This is a genomic window from Citrobacter werkmanii (assembly GCF_008693645.1).
Classification (GTDB): domain Bacteria; phylum Pseudomonadota; class Gammaproteobacteria; order Enterobacterales; family Enterobacteriaceae; genus Citrobacter; species Citrobacter werkmanii.
Genome location: NZ_CP044101.1, coordinates 1722380 through 1739463, shown reverse-complemented (window position 1 = coordinate 1739463; position 17084 = coordinate 1722380). Strand labels below are relative to the sequence as shown.

The window sequence follows — 17084 nt, the reverse complement described above, 5'->3', positions numbered from 1 at the left end:
ACAATAACACAGCAAATTCTTTACATTCATCCAAACTAAATGTTAACAAACATATACAAGACTGCACGTTTAAGTAGCAAACAATAACAACATCACAATGGGTATCAATGCGTCCCTGGCGCAGACGATAAAGGAGTTGGATATGCAATTACGTAAGCTCGCCACTGCCATGCTGGTCATGGGAATGTCCGCCGGTCTGGCGCACGCAGAAGATGCGGCACCAGCGGCAGGCAGCACGCTGGACAAGATCGCCAAAAATGGCGTTATCGTTGTCGGTCACCGTGAATCATCGGTACCGTTTTCTTACTACGATAATCAGCAAAAAGTGGTCGGTTATTCACAGGATTACTCCAACGCCATCGTTGAAGCCGTGAAGAAAAAACTCAACAAGCCTGACCTGCAGGTAAAACTGATCCCGATTACCTCACAGAACCGTATCCCGCTACTGCAAAACGGTACCTTCGACTTTGAATGTGGTTCCACCACCAACAACGTCGAGCGTCAAAAACAAGCGGCATTCTCTGACACCATTTTCGTTGTCGGCACCCGTCTGCTGGCGAAAAAAGGCGGCGACGTCAAAGATTTCGCTGACCTGAAAGGCAAAGCAGTGGTCGTGACTTCGGGTACCACCTCAGAAGTGCTGCTACACAAGCTGAACGAAGAACAAAAAATGGACATGCGCATCATCAGCGCGAAAGACCACGGTGACTCTTTCCGTACTCTGGAAAGCGGTCGCGCCGTTGCCTTTATGATGGATGACGCCCTGCTGGCTGGTGAACGCGCGAAGGCGAAGAAACCAGACAACTGGGAGATCGTCGGCAAGCCGCAGTCTCAGGAAGCCTACGGCTGCATGTTGCGTAAAGATGACCCAGAGTTCAAAAAGCTGATGGACGACACGATCGCCAAGGCGCAGACCTCAGGCGAAGCAGAGAAATGGTTTGATAAGTGGTTTAAAAACCCAATTCCACCGAAGAACCTGAACATGAATTTCGAACTGTCAGATGAGATGAAAGCTCTGTTCAAAGAACCGAATGATAAAGCGCTTAACTAACTAAAATAAATGGGAGGCTTCCCCTCCCTCTCGATTGCTACTCGGCACGGACAGACTATAAGCCTGATGGTCGTTCCCCATCAGGCCTGAAAACCGCAAAACGCTGAATAACAATCTTCGAGGGTAGCGCTGCTACCCTTTTTTTTCTGGAGTAGATTTATGTCTATAGACTGGAACTGGGGCATTTTTTTACAACAAGCCCCGTTCGGCAACACCACCTATCTCGGCTGGCTCTGGAGTGGTTTCCAGGTCACGGTCGCGTTATCCATTACGGCCTGGATTATCGCTTTTCTCATCGGTTCTTTATTCGGCATTTTACGTACAGTTCCCAACCGCTTCCTTGCCGGGATCGGCACGCTGTACGTTGAGCTGTTTCGTAACGTTCCGCTCATTGTCCAATTTTTTACCTGGTATCTGGTCATTCCTGAACTGTTGCCGGAAAACATTGGTATGTGGTTCAAGTCGGAACTGGATCCCAATATTCAGTTCTTCCTTTCATCCATGCTTTGTCTGGGGCTGTTTACCGCCGCGCGCGTCTGCGAGCAGGTTCGCGCTGCTATTCAGTCTCTGCCTCGTGGACAGAAAAACGCTGCGCTGGCGATGGGGCTGACGTTGCCGCAGGCTTATCGTTATGTTCTGCTGCCAAACGCTTACCGCGTGATTGTTCCGCCAATGACCTCAGAGATGATGAACCTGGTGAAGAACTCCGCGATCGCTTCTACTATCGGCCTGGTCGATATGGCGGCGCAGGCGGGGAAACTGCTGGATTACTCCGCCCACGCCTGGGAATCGTTTACGGCCATTACTCTGGCCTACGTGCTGATTAACGCTGTCATCATGCTGGTGATGAATCTCGTCGAACGCAAGATCCGCCTGCCGGGCAATATGGGAGGCAAATAATGTACGAATTTGACTGGAGTTCTATTGTCCCTTCCCTGCCGTATCTGCTGGATGGGCTGATGATCACGCTGAAAATTACCGTCACGGCGGTCGTCATTGGTATCGTATGGGGAACTATCCTGGCCGTCATGCGTCTGTCCAGCTTCGCGCCGATTGCCTGGTTTGCGAAAGGCTACGTCAACGTATTCCGTTCCATTCCACTGGTGATGGTACTGCTGTGGTTCTACCTGATTGTGCCCGGCTTCCTGCAAAACGTATTGGGTTTGTCGCCAAAGACCGATATTCGCCTGATCTCGGCGATGGTCGCGTTTTCAATGTTTGAAGCCGCGTACTACTCAGAGATTATCCGGGCAGGGATCCAGAGTATTTCTCGCGGGCAGTCCAGCGCCGCGCTGGCGCTGGGGATGACCCACTGGCAGTCGATGAAGCTCATTATTCTGCCGCAGGCCTTCCGCGCGATGGTGCCGCTGCTGCTTACCCAGGGTATCGTACTCTTCCAGGATACCTCGCTGGTCTATGTATTAAGTCTGGCAGACTTCTTCCGTACCGCCTCCACCATTGGCGAGCGTGACGGCACGCAGGTTGAAATGATCCTGTTTGCTGGCGCCGTTTATTTTGTATTCAGTCTGAGCGCATCGTTGTTGGTCAGCTATTTGAAGAAAAGGACAGTTTAATGATTACCCTGAAAAATGTTTCTAAATGGTATGGTCACTTTCAGGTGCTGACCGACTGCTCTACGGAAGTGAAAAAAGGTGAAGTGGTCGTGGTCTGCGGTCCTTCAGGTTCCGGTAAATCCACGCTTATCAAAACCGTGAACGGTCTGGAGCCGGTGCAACAGGGCGTCATCACGGTCGATGGCACCGTGGTGAACGACAAAAAAACCGATCTGGCCAAACTGCGCTCCCGTGTGGGCATGGTGTTCCAGCACTTTGAACTGTTTCCACATCTGTCGATCATTGAAAACCTGACGCTGGCGCAGGTAAAAGTGCTGAAACGCGATAAAGCGCCTGCCCGCGCAAAAGCGCAGAAGCTGCTGGAGCGTGTCGGTCTGGCGGCCCATGCCGAAAAGTTTCCGGCTCAGCTCTCCGGGGGACAGCAACAACGTGTCGCCATCGCCCGGGCGCTGTGCATGGATCCCATCGCTATGCTGTTTGACGAACCGACATCTGCGCTTGACCCTGAAATGATCAACGAAGTGCTGGACGTTATGGTTGAACTGGCCAATGAAGGGATGACCATGATGGTGGTTACCCACGAAATGGGCTTTGCGCGGAAAGTGGCGAACCGGGTGATCTTCATGGATGAAGGGAAAATTGTTGAAGACTCACCGAAAGAAGAGTTCTTCGCCAATCCGAAATCGGACCGCGCCAAAGACTTCCTCGCGAAAATCCTGCACTAATCTTGCTGGCGCGCACCGCTATGTGCGCGCCACCTCACGCTTTATCTCTTCACTCCTCGAAACAGGTACAGCCCAGCGTTAACCTTGTCACAAAGTCCCACTTACAAGGAGCAACAATGGCACTTCCTATCCTGTTTGATTGCGATCCAGGTCATGACGACGCTATCGCAATTGTTCTCGCCCTCGCCTCACCTGAACTGGATGTGAAAGCAATCACCTCTTCTGCCGGCAACCAGACGCCCGACAAAACGCTACGTAACGTATTACGCATGTTAACGTTACTCAACCGTACGGATATCCCTGTAGCCGGCGGAGCCGTAAAACCGCTGATGCGCGATCTGATTATTGCCGATAACGTCCACGGTGAGAGTGGGCTGGATGGCCCGGCATTGCCGGAACCCGCTTTCGCTCCTCTGGACTGTACCGCCGTAGAACTGATGGCGAAAACCCTGCATGACAGCCCGGAACCGGTCACGATTGTCTCCACCGGGCCGCAAACTAACGTGGCATTGCTTCTGAACAGCCATCCTGAGCTGCACGCCAAAATCGCCCGTATCGTGATTATGGGCGGTGCGATGGGCCTCGGGAACTGGACGCCCGCGGCGGAATTCAATATCTATGTCGATCCTGAAGCCGCTGAGATCGTATTCCAGTCGGGTATCCCTGTGGTGATGGCAGGTCTGGACGTCACGCATAAAGCGCAAATACATCGTGAAGATACCGAGCGATTCCGCGCTATCGGCAACCCTGTTTCGACGATCGTGGCTGAACTACTCGACTTTTTCTTTGAATATCATAAAGACGAAAAATGGGGATTCATCGGCGCGCCGCTGCACGACCCGTGTACCATTGCCTGGCTGCTGAAACCTGAACTGTTTACTACCGTTGAACGTTGGGTTGGCGTGGAAACGCAGGGCAAATATACCCAGGGGATGACGGTGGTGGACTACTATTTCCTGAGCGGCAATAAACCTAACGCAACCGTGATGGTGGACGTTGATCGCCAGGGGTTTGTCGATTTGCTGGCAGAACGGCTGAAGTTTTACGCTTAATACACGCCGGATGGCGCTAACGCTTATCCGGCCTACAAAATCGTGCAGTTTGTAGGCCGGATAAGACGCTACGCGTCGCCATCCGGCAATAAGCGATCACGGCTCAAACGGTCTACGCTGAAACTGGTCATGACCGCATTTCGGGCACAGCGGCAGTACATCCGGGGTGTATACCGCTAAATGGAAGTGGCACTTCTCGCAGACCAGATTGCCCAGGCCAACCACCTCGCCGCTGTGATAAACCCCATGATGGCTAAGATCCTGAAACACTTCGCGCCATTCGAGCTGCGTTTTATCAGTAATATCGGCCAGTTCCTGCCAGATGCTCTCTTTGATAACCCGCATAAAGACGCTGTCAGTCTCTTCATCGAGACTCTCTTCATAACTCAACGCAAACTCTTCCAGGTCGCGTCTGACGGCCCGGGTGACCTCTTCCACCTCGGTTCGCGTTAACTCCCCGGTCTGCATAACTCGCTGACGCGCCTGCTCCACCAGCGCATCAATATCGCGTTCGCCGTTACGCAGGCGTTCGCTCAGTGAAGCCACCAGTTCACGGTAATATTGAGCAACCTTGTTCATCACTTCACCTCCTGGGTCGTTAACTGTCTATAATAATAGACGTTATTTACGCTACGCTTTGCAAGACTGTCCACAGAGTGTGTAAATTCGTGCAAGAATTATCCTTGCGGGAATTCAACGCTGAATGCGCGAAAGGCTGTTTTGGCGCGGGCGTTTGGGCTATGCTATGCGGATCTGAAACACCACATCTAGAGCTACGTTTGTAGCTGTATTGAAAACAGGACCACTGGCTGCCATGCAAGAGCAATACCGCCCGGAAGAGATAGAATCCAAAGTACAGCTTCACTGGGATGAGAAGCGCACATTTGAAGTGACCGAAGACGAGAGCAAAGAGAAGTATTACTGCCTGTCTATGCTTCCCTATCCTTCTGGTCGACTACACATGGGCCACGTACGTAACTACACCATCGGTGACGTGATCGCCCGCTACCAGCGAATGCTGGGCAAAAACGTACTGCAGCCCATTGGCTGGGATGCGTTCGGTCTGCCTGCGGAAGGCGCTGCGGTTAAAAACAACACCGCTCCGGCACCGTGGACGTACGACAACATCGCCTACATGAAAAACCAGCTCAAAATGCTGGGCTTTGGTTATGACTGGAGCCGCGAGCTGGCGACCTGCACCCCGGAATACTACCGTTGGGAACAGAAGTTCTTCACCGAGCTGTATAAAAAAGGCCTGGTATATAAGAAAACCTCTGCAGTCAACTGGTGCCCGAACGATCAGACCGTTCTTGCCAACGAGCAGGTTATCGACGGCTGCTGCTGGCGTTGCGATACCAAAGTTGAGCGTAAAGAAATCCCGCAGTGGTTCATTAAAATCACCGCTTACGCTGACGAACTGCTGCGCGATCTGGATAACCTGGATCACTGGCCGGACACCGTTAAGACTATGCAGCGCAACTGGATCGGTCGTTCTGAAGGTGTGGAAATCACCTTCGACGTGAACGGTTACGACAACACGCTGACCGTCTATACCACCCGTCCGGACACCTTTATGGGTGCGACCTACCTGGCCGTTGCCGCAGGTCATCCGCTGGCGCAGAAAGCCGCCGCGAACAACCCTGAACTGGCCGCCTTCATTGACGAATGCCGCAACACCAAGGTTGCTGAAGCCGAAATGGCGACCATGGAGAAGAAAGGCGTCGACACTGGCTTTAAAGCCGTTCACCCGCTGACTGGCGAAGAGATCCCGGTTTGGGCGGCAAACTTTGTCCTGATGGAATACGGCACTGGCGCAGTGATGGCCGTTCCGGGTCACGATCAGCGCGACTACGAATTTGCCACCAAATATGGCCTGACCATCAAGCCGGTCATTCTGACCGCCGAAGGCGCAGAGCCGGATCTGTCGGAACAAGCTCTGACCGAAAAAGGCGTGCTGTTTAACTCCGGTGAGTTCGATGGCCTCGACTTCGAAGCTGCCTTCAACGCCATTGCTGACAAGCTGGTCGCAAAAGGCGTGGGTGAACGTAAAGTTAACTATCGTCTGCGCGACTGGGGCGTTTCCCGTCAGCGTTACTGGGGCGCGCCGATTCCGATGGTGACGCTGGAAGACGGTACCGTGCTGCCGACACCAGAAGATCAACTGCCGGTTATTCTGCCGGAAGACGTGGTCATGGACGGCATCACCAGTCCGATCAAAGCCGATCCTGAGTGGGCGAAAACCACCATTAACGGCATGCCTGCGCTGCGTGAGACCGACACCTTCGATACCTTTATGGAGTCCTCCTGGTACTACGCGCGTTATACCTGCCCGCAGTACAACGAAGGCATGCTGGATCCAGAGGCCGCTAACTACTGGCTGCCAGTTGATATCTACATTGGCGGTATCGAACACGCCATCATGCACCTGCTCTACTTCCGCTTCTTCCATAAGCTGATGCGCGACGCGGGCATGGTCAACTCTGACGAACCGGCTAAACAACTGTTGTGTCAGGGCATGGTGCTGGCAGATGCGTTCTATTACGTCGGCGCTAACGGCGAGCGTAACTGGGTTTCTCCGGTTGATGCCATCGTTGAACGCGACGAAAAAGGTCGTATCGTGAAGGCGAAGGACGCCGAAGGCCATGAACTGGTGTATACCGGCATGAGCAAGATGTCCAAGTCCAAAAACAACGGCATCGACCCGCAGGTAATGGTTGAGCGTTACGGCGCGGACACCGTGCGTCTGTTTATGATGTTCGCCTCTCCGGCTGACATGACCCTGGAATGGCAGGAATCCGGTGTTGAAGGGGCTAACCGCTTCCTCAAACGTGTCTGGAAACTGGTTTACGAGCATACTTCTAAAGGTGATGTTGCTGCCCTGAACGTTGCTGCTCTGAGCGAAGATCAAAAAGCGCTGCGTCGCGACGTACACAAAACTATCGCTAAAGTCACCGATGATATCGGTCGTCGTCAGACCTTTAACACCGCAATTGCGGCGATTATGGAACTGATGAACAAGCTGGCGAAAGCGCCGCAGGAAGACGAGCAGGACCGCGCCCTGATGCAGGAAGCGTTGCTGGCCGTTGTGCGTATGCTTAACCCGTTCACCCCACACGTTTGCTTCACCCTGTGGCAGGCGCTGAAAGGCGAAGGCGATATCGATAACGCACCGTGGCCAGTAGCTGACGAAAGCGCTATGGTTGAAGACTCAACGCTGGTTGTCGTTCAGGTTAACGGTAAAGTACGTGGCAAAATCACCGTTCCGGTAAACGCCACCGAAGAACAGGTTCGTGAACGTGCTGGCCAGGAACACCTGGTGGCAAAATATCTTGATGGCGTTACCGTGCGTAAAGTGATTTACGTACCGGGTAAACTCCTCAATCTGGTCGTTGGCTAAGCGCGGGAGGAAGCGTGCGACTTCTGACAACATTGTTGTTATCTCTGGCGGTGCTGGTCACCGCCGGGTGTGGTTGGCATCTGCGTAGTACTACGCAGGTTCCACCCTCAATGAAAACCATGATCCTGAACTCTGGCGATCCGAATGGCCCATTAAGCCGCGCGGTGCGTAATCAGCTGCGTCTGAACGGCGTTACGCTGCTTGAAGACGGTACCATGCGCAAAGATGTGACGTCCTTACGCCTTGGCGCGGTCAGCCTATCACAGGATACAGCGTCGGTATTCCAGAATGGTCAAACGGCTGAATACCAGATGGTGATGTCCGTAAGCGCTACCGTACTGATTCCGGGACATGATATTTACCCCATCAGCGCCAAAGTTTATCGTTCGTTCTTTGACAACCCACAGGCTGCACTGGCGAAGGATAACGAGCAGGACATGATCATCAAAGAGATGTACGACAAAGCGGCAGAACAGTTGATTCGTAAGCTGCCAAGCGTACATTTGGCCGATACTCAGTCATCCAGTGTGGATGCTGAGCCAGCAGCGACGAAACCTGCAGCGCCTGCGTCATCTCCGGCGCGTGTTTCCACCACGCTGGGTAACTGATGCTCAAGCTGTACCCTGAACAACTCCGCGCACAGCTCAATGAAGGGCTGCGCGCGGCGTATTTACTACTGGGCAACGATCCCCTTTTATTGCAGGAAAGCCAGGATGCCATCCGTCTGGCTGCCGCAACGCAAGGATTCGAAGAACACCACGCTTTTACTCTGGACACCAGCACCGACTGGGGAGAAATATTTTCACTCTGCCAGGCGATGAGCCTGTTTGCCAGCCGTCAAACGCTACTCCTGCAGTTGCCTGAAAATGGCCCCAATGCCGCCATTAACGAACAACTCGCTTCGCTCGTTACTTTGCTTCATGACGATCTGCTGCTGATTGTTCGCGGCAACAAACTGACTAAGGCGCAGGAAAACGGCGCATGGTATACCGGGCTGGCGAATAACGCGGTTCAGGTTAGCTGCCAGACGCCGGAACAAGCACAGCTTCCACGCTGGGTTGCTGCAAGAGCGAAACTTAACAACCTGCAACTGGATGACGCAGCCAATCAGCTATTATGCTATTGCTATGAAGGTAACCTGTTAGCACTGGCGCAAGCCCTTGAGCGGTTAGCGTTGCTATGGCCTGATGGCAAACTCACGCTACCTCGCGTGGAGAAAGCTGTTAACGATGCCGCGCACTTTACCCCATTCCACTGGGTGGATGCGCTGCTGATGGGCAAAAGCAAGCGCGCGCTGCACATCCTGCAACAGTTACGCCTTGAGGGCAGCGAGCCGGTTATTTTACTGCGTACGATACAGCGCGAATTGCTGTTGCTGGTCAACCTGAAACGGCAGTCGGCCCATACGCCCTTACGCACGTTGTTTGATAAACATCGTGTGTGGCAAAATCGCCGTGGCATGATGGGAGACGCGCTTAACCGGCTAAATCCGGCACAGCTGCGTCAGGCCGTGACGCTGTTAACGCGTACGGAAATTACGCTTAAACAAGACTATGGTCAGTCAGTGTGGGCGGAACTTGAGGGACTTTCCCTTTTGCTCTGCCATAAATCGCTGGCCGATGTTTTTATTGATGGTTGATATGAAATCATTGCAGGCTCTGTTCGGCGGCACCTTTGATCCGGTGCATTATGGTCATCTTAAACCGGTTGAAATTCTGGCTAATCTGATTGGCCTTTCCCGGGTCATCATCATGCCCAATAACGTGCCGCCACATCGCGCGCAACCCGAAGCGTCCGGCGAACAACGTAAGCGCATGGTTGAACTGGCCATTGCTGATAAGCCGCTGTTTTCTCTGGATGAACGCGAACTCAAACGCGATACAGCCTCCTACACCGCGCAAACGCTACAAGAGTGGCGTGAAGAGCAAGGTCCGGACGTGCCGTTAGCGTTTATTATTGGTCAGGACTCGCTGCTTACCTTTCCGTCCTGGCATGACTACGACACGATTTTGGGTAACACGCATCTTATTGTGTGCCGACGCCCGGGCTACCCACTCGAGATGGCGCAGGAAAAGCACCAGCAGTGGCTGGAGGATCATCTGACCCATTCGCCGGAAGACCTGCACAACCTGCCCTGCGGGAAAATTTACCTGGCCGAAACGCCGTGGTTTAACATCTCCGCCACGCTGATCCGCGAGCGCCTGGAAAAAGGCGAGCCGTGCGACGACTTACTGCCGGGCGCTGTGCTTGACTATATCAATCAACAAGGGTTGTACCGCTAAGCGCCTTGCGTAATGCCGCCAGCAGTCGGTTATTCTCTTCCATGCTGCGAACGGCTACGCGATAATAGCGCGTATCCAGCCCCGGATAGTTAGCGCAACTGCGGATCAAAACATGTTGTTCGAGCATGGCGCGTTGCAGATCAACATCCGCCCGATCGCAGCGTAATAAACGATAATTTGCCCGGCCGGGATACACCGTCAGGCCGGACAGTTCTTGCAACTGTAGATCAAACCGCGCGCCCTCTTGCTCCAGCCATTTCCACGTCGCCTGCTGATAGGCGCTATCGCGTAAAATAATCTCGCCTGCAAGGGCAGCAAACGCATTAATTGACCACGGCATTTGTTGGCTACGCATCTGTGCAACGGCGGGCTGGTTACTGTTGACCAGATACCCCAAACGCAATCCCGGTATCGCATAGAATTTAGTCAACGAGCGCAGCACCCAAATATGTGGATTCCCGTGCAGCAGCGGGATAAATCCCGGCTCACCGGCAATAAAATCAATAAACGCTTCATCAAGGATCAGATTGATCCCAAGCCGCTCACAACGGGTGGCAATCTCACGTAGCAGGTGGTTATCTGGCAGTAAACCGGTAGGATTGTTAGGCGTACAGAGAAACAGGCAGTCCAGCTCAGAGGTTAACGCATCAAGAATCGCCTCGGTAAGTTGCCAGCCATCCTCTTCACGCAGCGCAAATTCATGAATCGCACACTCCCCCCATTGCAACGCCCGACGATATTCCGCAAATCCGGGCGTAACGATCATCGCATGACGTGGCTTAAGGCCATGCACCAGGGTAAAAATAGACTCGGTCTCGCCGTTTCCAGCCAGGATCCACGAGGCCGGGATCTGATGATGATGCGCCAGCGCCGCATGCAGTTGAGCGTAATCGACATCCGGGTAACGCTCCGCGCAGTCCAGATTGTCGATAATCGCGCGTTTTAAACTTACCGGCATACCCAGCGGGTTAATATTCGCGCTAAAATCCAGCAATTGTTCAGGCGAGATCCCCAACAATTCGGCGGCTTCTCGGGTATTACCACCATGCGCGCTCTTCAATAAAGACATCGTGCCGCTCCACGTAAAAAAGGGTATTTTAGTGAAAAAACTCTGCGCAATCAGGGCAAACATCATATTTTGTGCGAATAGCTTCACGAGGAAAACATGAGACTCTGGTTAGTACGGCATGGCGAAACCGACGCCAATGTCGCCGGATTATACAGCGGCCACGCCCCCACCTCGCTAACGGAGCGGGGGATCGCACAGGCGCAAACAGTGGGCAAGCTGTTACGCAATCTTCCTGTCGACAATGTTCTTTGCAGCGAACTCGAACGCGCCCGCCATACAACCCGGTTGATCTTAGGCGATCGCGACCTCCCTGTGCGCATTATGCCTGAACTGAATGAGATGTTTTTTGGTGACTGGGAAATGCGCCACCATCGCGATTTAGCGCGCGAAGACGCTGAAAATTACGCCTTATGGTGTAACGACTGGCAGAACGCAACGCCAACGAATGGCGAAGGCTTTCAGGCATTTTCTCAGCGGGTTGAACGCTTCATTGCCCAACTTGCCGATTATAAAGCGTGTCAAAACCTGCTGGTGGTGAGTCATCAGGGCGTGCTGAGCGTGTTGATCGCCCGCATGCTGTCCATGCCGGCTGCGGCAATGTGGCATTTCCGCGTCGAACAAGGCTGCTGGAGCGCAATAGATTTATGTGACGATTTCGCGGTTCTGAAAGTGCTTAACAGCCGGGCCGCATGGGACGACGGGGAGTGAATGCGCGGTTTTTTCTGCCGAAGGGCCTCTCTCCCATTGACACCCCCTGACAGGCTGTTATCCTCCGCAACCTGACTTTTCCCGCCCTTCAGAGCTTTGCAGAAATTGTTTTACAAAAATGGCGATGCATTCTGTGGCGTGGGGTGGGATGATAGCGCACTTCAAAAGCGCTTTCGGAGACATTTGTCCCGATATCGCCTCTGGTTCAGGTATACTAACAGGCGTTTTTAACTCTTTTCACCCAGGGGGAACACTTGCAGGGTAAAGCACTCCAGGATTTTGTAATCGACAAAATTGATGACCTGAAAGGTCAAGACATCATCGCCTTAGACGTTCAGGGTAAATCCAGTATCACTGATTGCATGATTATCTGCACCGGTACATCCAGCCGTCACGTTATGTCTATCGCAGATCACGTTGTTCAGGAGTCCCGCACTGCCGGCCTGCTGCCGCTCGGCGTGGAAGGCGAGAACGTCGCTGACTGGATCGTCGTTGACCTCGGCGATGTGATTGTCCACGTGATGCAGGAAGAAAGCCGTCGCCTGTATGAACTGGAAAAACTCTGGAGTTAATGCGTGAAGCTGCAACTTGTCGCTGTGGGTACGAAAATGCCTGACTGGGTACAAACCGGATTTACCGAATATCTGCGTCGGTTTCCGAAAGATATGCCTTTTGAGCTGATCGAAATCCCGGCAGGAAAACGCGGCAAGAACGCGGACATTAAACGCATTCTCGACAAAGAGGGTGAGCAGATGCTGGCCGCCGCAGGCAAAAACCGCATCGTCACCCTTGATATTCCGGGCAAACCCTGGGACACGCCGCAACTGGCGACCGAACTGGAGCGCTGGAAACTGGACGGTCGTGACGTCAGTCTGCTGATCGGCGGGCCGGAAGGTCTTTCTCCCGCCTGTAAAGCCGCGGCGGAACAAAGCTGGTCACTCTCTGCATTAACCCTACCTCACCCTCTTGTTCGGGTTCTGGTCGCAGAGAGTCTGTACAGGGCGTGGAGCATTACCACCAACCATCCTTATCACCGTGAGTGATCATTGATTCTTGAGTAGATTAAGCAGCGGATGAAACTACAGAATTCTTTTCGCGACTATTCGGCTGAGTCCGCGCTGTTTGTGCGCCGGGCGCTGGTCGCTTTTTTGGGGATTTTGCTGCTGACCGGCGTGCTGATCGCCAACCTGTATAATCTGCAAATCGTTCGCTTTACTGATTATCAGACCCGTTCGAACGAAAACCGCATTAAACTGGTACCCATTCCTCCCAGTCGCGGCATTATTTATGACCGTAACGGAATTCCGCTTGCCCTTAACCGCACCATTTATCAGATTGAAATGATGCCGGAGAAGGTAGATAACATTCAGGATACGCTCGACGCGCTGCGCAACGTCGTAGACCTGACGGATGACGATATTGCCGCGTTTAAAAAAGAGCGCGCCCGTTCACACCGCTTCACCTCTATTCCGGTAAAAACCAACCTGACGGAAGTTCAGGTCGCACGGTTTGCCGTAAATCAATATCGCTTTCCTGGCGTTGAAGTTAAAGGCTATAAACGCCGCTATTACCCTTACGGTTCCGCCCTGACCCACGTGATTGGCTACGTATCGAAGATCAACGATAAAGACGTGGATCGCCTGGACAAAGACGGCAAACTGGCTAACTACGCTGCGACGCATGATATTGGTAAGCTCGGTATTGAACGCTACTATGAAGACGTACTGCATGGGCAGACCGGCTATGAAGAAGTTGAAGTCAACAACCGCGGTCGTGTCATTCGTCAGTTGAAAGAGGTCGCGCCGCAGGCCGGGCATGATATTTACCTCACGTTGGATTTGAAGCTCCAGCAGTATATTGAAACGCTGCTGGCGGGTAGCCGCGCCGCCGTGGTGGTCACCGACCCGCGTACCGGTGGCGTTCTGGCGCTGGTCTCCATGCCAAGCTACGACCCGAACCTGTTTGTGGATGGCATCTCCAGTAAAGATTACTCCGGGTTGCTCAATGATCCGAATACCCCATTAGTTAACCGCGCCACGCAAGGCGTTTATCCTCCGGCGTCGACGGTTAAGCCTTACGTGGCGGTTTCTGCGTTAAGCGCAGGTGTCATCACCCGCAATACCGGTCTGTTCGATCCGGGCTGGTGGCAGTTACCCGGCTCTGAGAAACGTTACCGCGACTGGAAAAAATGGGGTCACGGCCACCTGAACATTACCCGCTCCCTGGAAGAGTCCGCGGATACGTTTTTCTATCAGATCGCCTATGATATGGGGATAGACCGGCTTTCCGAGTGGATGAGCAAGTTTGGCTATGGCCAATATACGGGTATCGATCTTGCCGAAGAACGTTCCGGGAACATGCCAACCCGTGAATGGAAGCAAAAACGGTTTAAAAAACCATGGTACCAGGGTGATACCATTCCGGTCGGCATCGGTCAGGGTTACTGGACGGCAACCCCTATCCAGATGAGTAAAGCGCTGATGATCCTTATCAACGACGGTTTGGTAAAAGTCCCGCATCTGCTGATGAGCACGGCAGAAAATGGCAAGCAAGTGCCATGGGTTCAGCCGCACGAACCGCCCGTGGGCGATATTCATTCCGGTTACTGGGAAATCGCCAAAGACGGTATGTACGGTGTCGCTAACCGCCCTAACGGGACTGCACATAAATATTTCGCTGGCGCGCCTTACAAAATTGCGGCGAAATCCGGTACCGCACAGGTCTTTGGCCTGAAAGCGAATGAAACCTATAACGCGCATAAGATCGCCGAACGTTTACGTGACCACAAGTTAATGACGGCCTTCGCACCCTATGATAAACCCCAGGTCGCTGTCGCCATGATCCTTGAAAACGGCGGCGCGGGTCCGGCTGTGGGGACGATTATGCGCCAGATCCTTGACCACATTATGTTGGGCGACAACAACACCAATCTGCCTGCGGAAAACCCAGCGGTTGCAGCAGCTGAGGACCAATAATCGTGACGGATAATCCGAACAAAAAAACATTTTGGGACAAAATCCACATCGATCCCACAATGTTGCTTATTTTGCTGGCTCTGCTGGTCTACAGCTCGCTGGTCATCTGGAGCGCCAGCGGCCAGGATATTGGCATGATGGAGCGTAAGGTCGGCCAGATCGCGATGGGTCTGGTCATCATGGTGGTGATGGCGCAAATTCCGCCCAGGGTTTATGAAGGTTGGGCGCCCTATCTCTATATCTTCTGTATCATTCTGTTGGTGGCGGTTGACGCCTTCGGCGCTATTTCCAAAGGCGCTCAGCGCTGGCTGGATTTGGGTATCGTGCGCTTTCAGCCTTCTGAAATCGCCAAGATTGCCGTGCCGCTGATGGTCGCGCGCTTCATCAACCGCGACGTCTGCCCGCCATCGCTAAAAAATACCGCGATTGCGCTGGTGCTGATTTTTATGCCCACGCTGCTGGTTGCCGCTCAGCCTGACCTCGGCACCTCAATTCTGGTTGCCCTTTCTGGTCTGTTTGTCCTGTTCCTTTCCGGTTTAAGCTGGCGTTTAATCGGTGTGGCAGTCGTTTTGGTCGCCGCGTTTATTCCGATACTGTGGTTCTTCCTGATGCATGACTACCAGCGTCAGCGCGTCATGATGTTACTTGATCCAGAAACCGATCCGCTGGGCGCGGGCTATCACATTATTCAGTCTAAAATTGCTATTGGTTCCGGCGGATTACGCGGTAAAGGCTGGCTGCACGGTACGCAGTCGCAGCTCGAGTTTTTACCCGAACGCCACACTGACTTTATCTTCGCAGTCTTAGCGGAAGAGCTGGGTCTGGTGGGAATCCTGATTTTGCTGACGCTGTACATTTTGCTGATTATGCGCGGGTTGTGGATCGCTGCTCGCGCACAAACCACCTTTGGTCGCGTCATGGCGGGTGGTTTAATGTTGATATTATTCGTTTATGTCTTCGTAAATATTGGTATGGTGAGCGGTATTCTACCTGTGGTTGGGGTTCCACTCCCATTGGTCAGTTACGGAGGCTCGGCACTGATCGTGCTGATGGCCGGGTTCGGGATTGTTATGTCGATCCACACCCATAGAAAAATGTTGTCGAAAAGCGTGTAAGGGGTACGCAATGCGTAAGCAGTGGCTTGGTATCTGCATCGCAGCAGGAATGCTCGCGGCGTGTTCGAATGATGATGGTCAGCAACAGGTTGCTGTCGCGCCGCAGCCTGCGGTGTGTAATGGTCCGATTGTTGAAATCAGCGGGGCCGATCCGCGCTTTGAACCCCTGAACCCAACGGCGAATCAGGACTACCAGCGTGATGGTAAGAGCTACAAAATAGTCCAGGATCCCTCCCGCTTTAGCCAGGCTGGGCTTGCCGCTATTTATGATGCGGAGCCTGGAAGCAATTTAACCGCGTCTGGTGAAGCGTTTGACCCAATGCAGTTGACCGCTGCGCACCCGACGCTGCCGATCCCAAGCTATGCCAGAATCACCAACCTGGCAAACGGCAGGATGATCGTCGTACGCATTAACGATCGCGGCCCTTATGGCAACGATCGCGTCATTTCACTTTCACGTGCCGCCGCCGACCGTCTGAACACGTCTAACAACACCAAAGTGCGTATCGACCCTATCATCGTCGCGCAGGATGGTTCATTATCCGGCCCGGGTATGGCCTGCACGACTGTGGCGAAACAAACCTATGCCCTGCCGGCTCGTCCTGATTTAAGCGGTGGCGGCGCGATGTCTTCCGCACCGGATGCGGGTCAGGCGCAAAACGATATCCGCCCTATCAGTAATTCCACGCTGAAAAGCGAGGATACGAGCGGTGCGCCGGTCAACAGCAGTGGTTTCCTCGGCGCGCCGACAACGCTTGCTGCCGGTGTACTTGAAGGCAGCGAACCCACGCCTGCGCCACAGCCTGTAACCGCCGCTCCCGCAGCATCAACTGCCACGGTAACCGCGCCAGCGACCGTTGCCGCGCCAGCTGCTGCGACCAACGGACGCTATGTCGTTCAGGTCGGTGCCGTTAGCGATCAAACCCGTGCGCAGCAGTATCAAAAGCGCTTAAGCCAGCAGTTTGGCGTCCCTGGACGGGTAGTGCAAAACGGCGCGGTATGGCGTATTCAGATGGGGCCATTCGCCAGTAAAACTGAAGCCTCCTCATTGCAGCAGCGTCTTCAATCCGAGGCGCAATTACAGTCCTTCATCACCGGCATGTAATAACGTAAACCGGGTATCTGAATTGTCAATT

Annotated in this window: 17 protein-coding genes; 15 read left to right on the top strand and 2 right to left on the bottom strand. The window is 53.5% G+C overall.

What is annotated here, in order from left to right:
* Positions 1 to 142: 142 nt before the first annotated feature.
* From gltI to rihA, 5 genes are all read left to right on the top strand, one after another.
* Complete coding sequence (gene gltI, locus FOB24_RS08815; RefSeq protein WP_003022762.1) at positions 143 to 1051, top strand: glutamate/aspartate ABC transporter substrate-binding protein GltI; 909 nt, start codon at positions 143 to 145, stop codon at positions 1049 to 1051.
* Between the two features lie 159 nt (positions 1052 to 1210).
* Positions 1211 to 1951 carry a glutamate/aspartate ABC transporter permease GltJ gene (gene gltJ, locus FOB24_RS08810; protein WP_038638776.1) on the top strand — a complete coding sequence of 247 codons (741 nt, stop codon included), beginning with the start codon at positions 1211 to 1213 and terminating at the stop codon, positions 1949 to 1951.
* Complete coding sequence (gene gltK / locus FOB24_RS08805; protein WP_038638772.1) at positions 1951 to 2625, top strand: glutamate/aspartate ABC transporter permease GltK; 675 nt, start codon at positions 1951 to 1953, stop codon at positions 2623 to 2625. Before gltJ ends, gltK begins: the two co-directional genes overlap by 1 nt.
* Complete coding sequence (gltL, locus tag FOB24_RS08800; RefSeq protein WP_000631392.1) at positions 2625 to 3350, top strand: glutamate/aspartate ABC transporter ATP-binding protein GltL; 726 nt, start codon at positions 2625 to 2627, stop codon at positions 3348 to 3350. Before gltK ends, gltL begins: the two co-directional genes overlap by 1 nt.
* Positions 3351 to 3466: 116 nt before the next feature.
* Entirely contained in the window at positions 3467 to 4402 is a 936-nt protein-coding gene (gene rihA / locus FOB24_RS08795; RefSeq protein ID WP_085047514.1) for a pyrimidine-specific ribonucleoside hydrolase RihA, read from the top strand.
* Between the two features lie 96 nt (positions 4403 to 4498).
* On the opposite strand, the gene FOB24_RS08790 is transcribed toward rihA, so the two are convergent.
* Positions 4499 to 4981 (bottom strand): zinc ribbon-containing protein, encoded by a 483-nt coding sequence (locus FOB24_RS08790; RefSeq protein WP_006685521.1) that lies wholly within the window; start codon positions 4979 to 4981, stop codon positions 4499 to 4501.
* A gap of 235 nt (positions 4982 to 5216) precedes the next feature.
* Between FOB24_RS08790 and leuS the strand changes: the two genes are divergently transcribed.
* From leuS to nadD, 4 genes are read left to right on the top strand one after another with little or no spacing between them, the layout of a single operon-like run.
* On the top strand, positions 5217 to 7799 hold the full coding sequence (gene leuS / locus FOB24_RS08785) for a leucine--tRNA ligase (protein ID WP_110498575.1): 2583 nt from the start codon (positions 5217 to 5219) through the stop codon (positions 7797 to 7799).
* A 14-nt stretch (positions 7800 to 7813) separates the two neighbouring features.
* On the top strand, positions 7814 to 8407 hold the full coding sequence (gene lptE, locus FOB24_RS08780; protein ID WP_137351034.1) for an LPS assembly lipoprotein LptE: 594 nt from the start codon (positions 7814 to 7816) through the stop codon (positions 8405 to 8407).
* Positions 8407 to 9438, top strand: coding sequence for a DNA polymerase III subunit delta (holA, locus tag FOB24_RS08775; protein WP_038638754.1), 1032 nt, complete (start codon positions 8407 to 8409; stop codon positions 9436 to 9438). The genes lptE and holA overlap by 1 nt, the downstream gene beginning before the upstream one ends.
* A 1-nt stretch (position 9439) precedes the next feature.
* Positions 9440 to 10081 (top strand): nicotinate-nucleotide adenylyltransferase, encoded by a 642-nt coding sequence (gene nadD / locus FOB24_RS08770; RefSeq protein ID WP_087857163.1) that lies wholly within the window; start codon positions 9440 to 9442, stop codon positions 10079 to 10081.
* On the opposite strand, the gene cobD is transcribed toward nadD, so the two are convergent.
* Complete coding sequence (gene cobD / locus FOB24_RS08765; RefSeq protein ID WP_150344796.1) at positions 10056 to 11150, bottom strand: threonine-phosphate decarboxylase CobD; 1095 nt, start codon at positions 11148 to 11150, stop codon at positions 10056 to 10058. The two genes, nadD and cobD, sit on opposite strands and share 26 nt — an antisense overlap.
* Positions 11151 to 11246: 96 nt before the next feature.
* Between cobD and FOB24_RS08760 the strand changes: the two genes are divergently transcribed.
* The 6 genes from FOB24_RS08760 (at position 11247) to rlpA (ending at position 17053) form a co-directional block, all read left to right on the top strand.
* Complete coding sequence (locus FOB24_RS08760; RefSeq protein ID WP_150344795.1) at positions 11247 to 11858, top strand: adenosylcobalamin/alpha-ribazole phosphatase; 612 nt, start codon at positions 11247 to 11249, stop codon at positions 11856 to 11858.
* 254 nt (positions 11859 to 12112) lie between these two features.
* Entirely contained in the window at positions 12113 to 12430 is a 318-nt protein-coding gene (rsfS, locus tag FOB24_RS08755) for a ribosome silencing factor (RefSeq protein WP_003022728.1), read from the top strand.
* 3 nt (positions 12431 to 12433) lie between these two features.
* The gene (gene rlmH / locus FOB24_RS08750) at positions 12434 to 12901 is read left to right on the top strand and encodes a 23S rRNA (pseudouridine(1915)-N(3))-methyltransferase RlmH (RefSeq protein ID WP_003022725.1); all 468 of its coding nucleotides are present in this window, start codon (positions 12434 to 12436) and stop codon (positions 12899 to 12901) included.
* 30 nt (positions 12902 to 12931) lie between these two features.
* On the top strand, positions 12932 to 14833 hold the full coding sequence (gene mrdA, locus FOB24_RS08745; protein WP_006685528.1) for a peptidoglycan DD-transpeptidase MrdA: 1902 nt from the start codon (positions 12932 to 12934) through the stop codon (positions 14831 to 14833).
* Between the two features lie 2 nt (positions 14834 to 14835).
* Positions 14836 to 15948 (top strand): peptidoglycan glycosyltransferase MrdB, encoded by a 1113-nt coding sequence (gene mrdB / locus FOB24_RS08740; protein ID WP_006685529.1) that lies wholly within the window; start codon positions 14836 to 14838, stop codon positions 15946 to 15948.
* Positions 15949 to 15958: 10 nt separating this feature from the next.
* Positions 15959 to 17053 carry an endolytic peptidoglycan transglycosylase RlpA gene (rlpA, locus tag FOB24_RS08735; RefSeq protein WP_085047520.1) on the top strand — a complete coding sequence of 365 codons (1095 nt, stop codon included), beginning with the start codon at positions 15959 to 15961 and terminating at the stop codon, positions 17051 to 17053.
* Positions 17054 to 17084 lie beyond the last annotated feature (31 nt).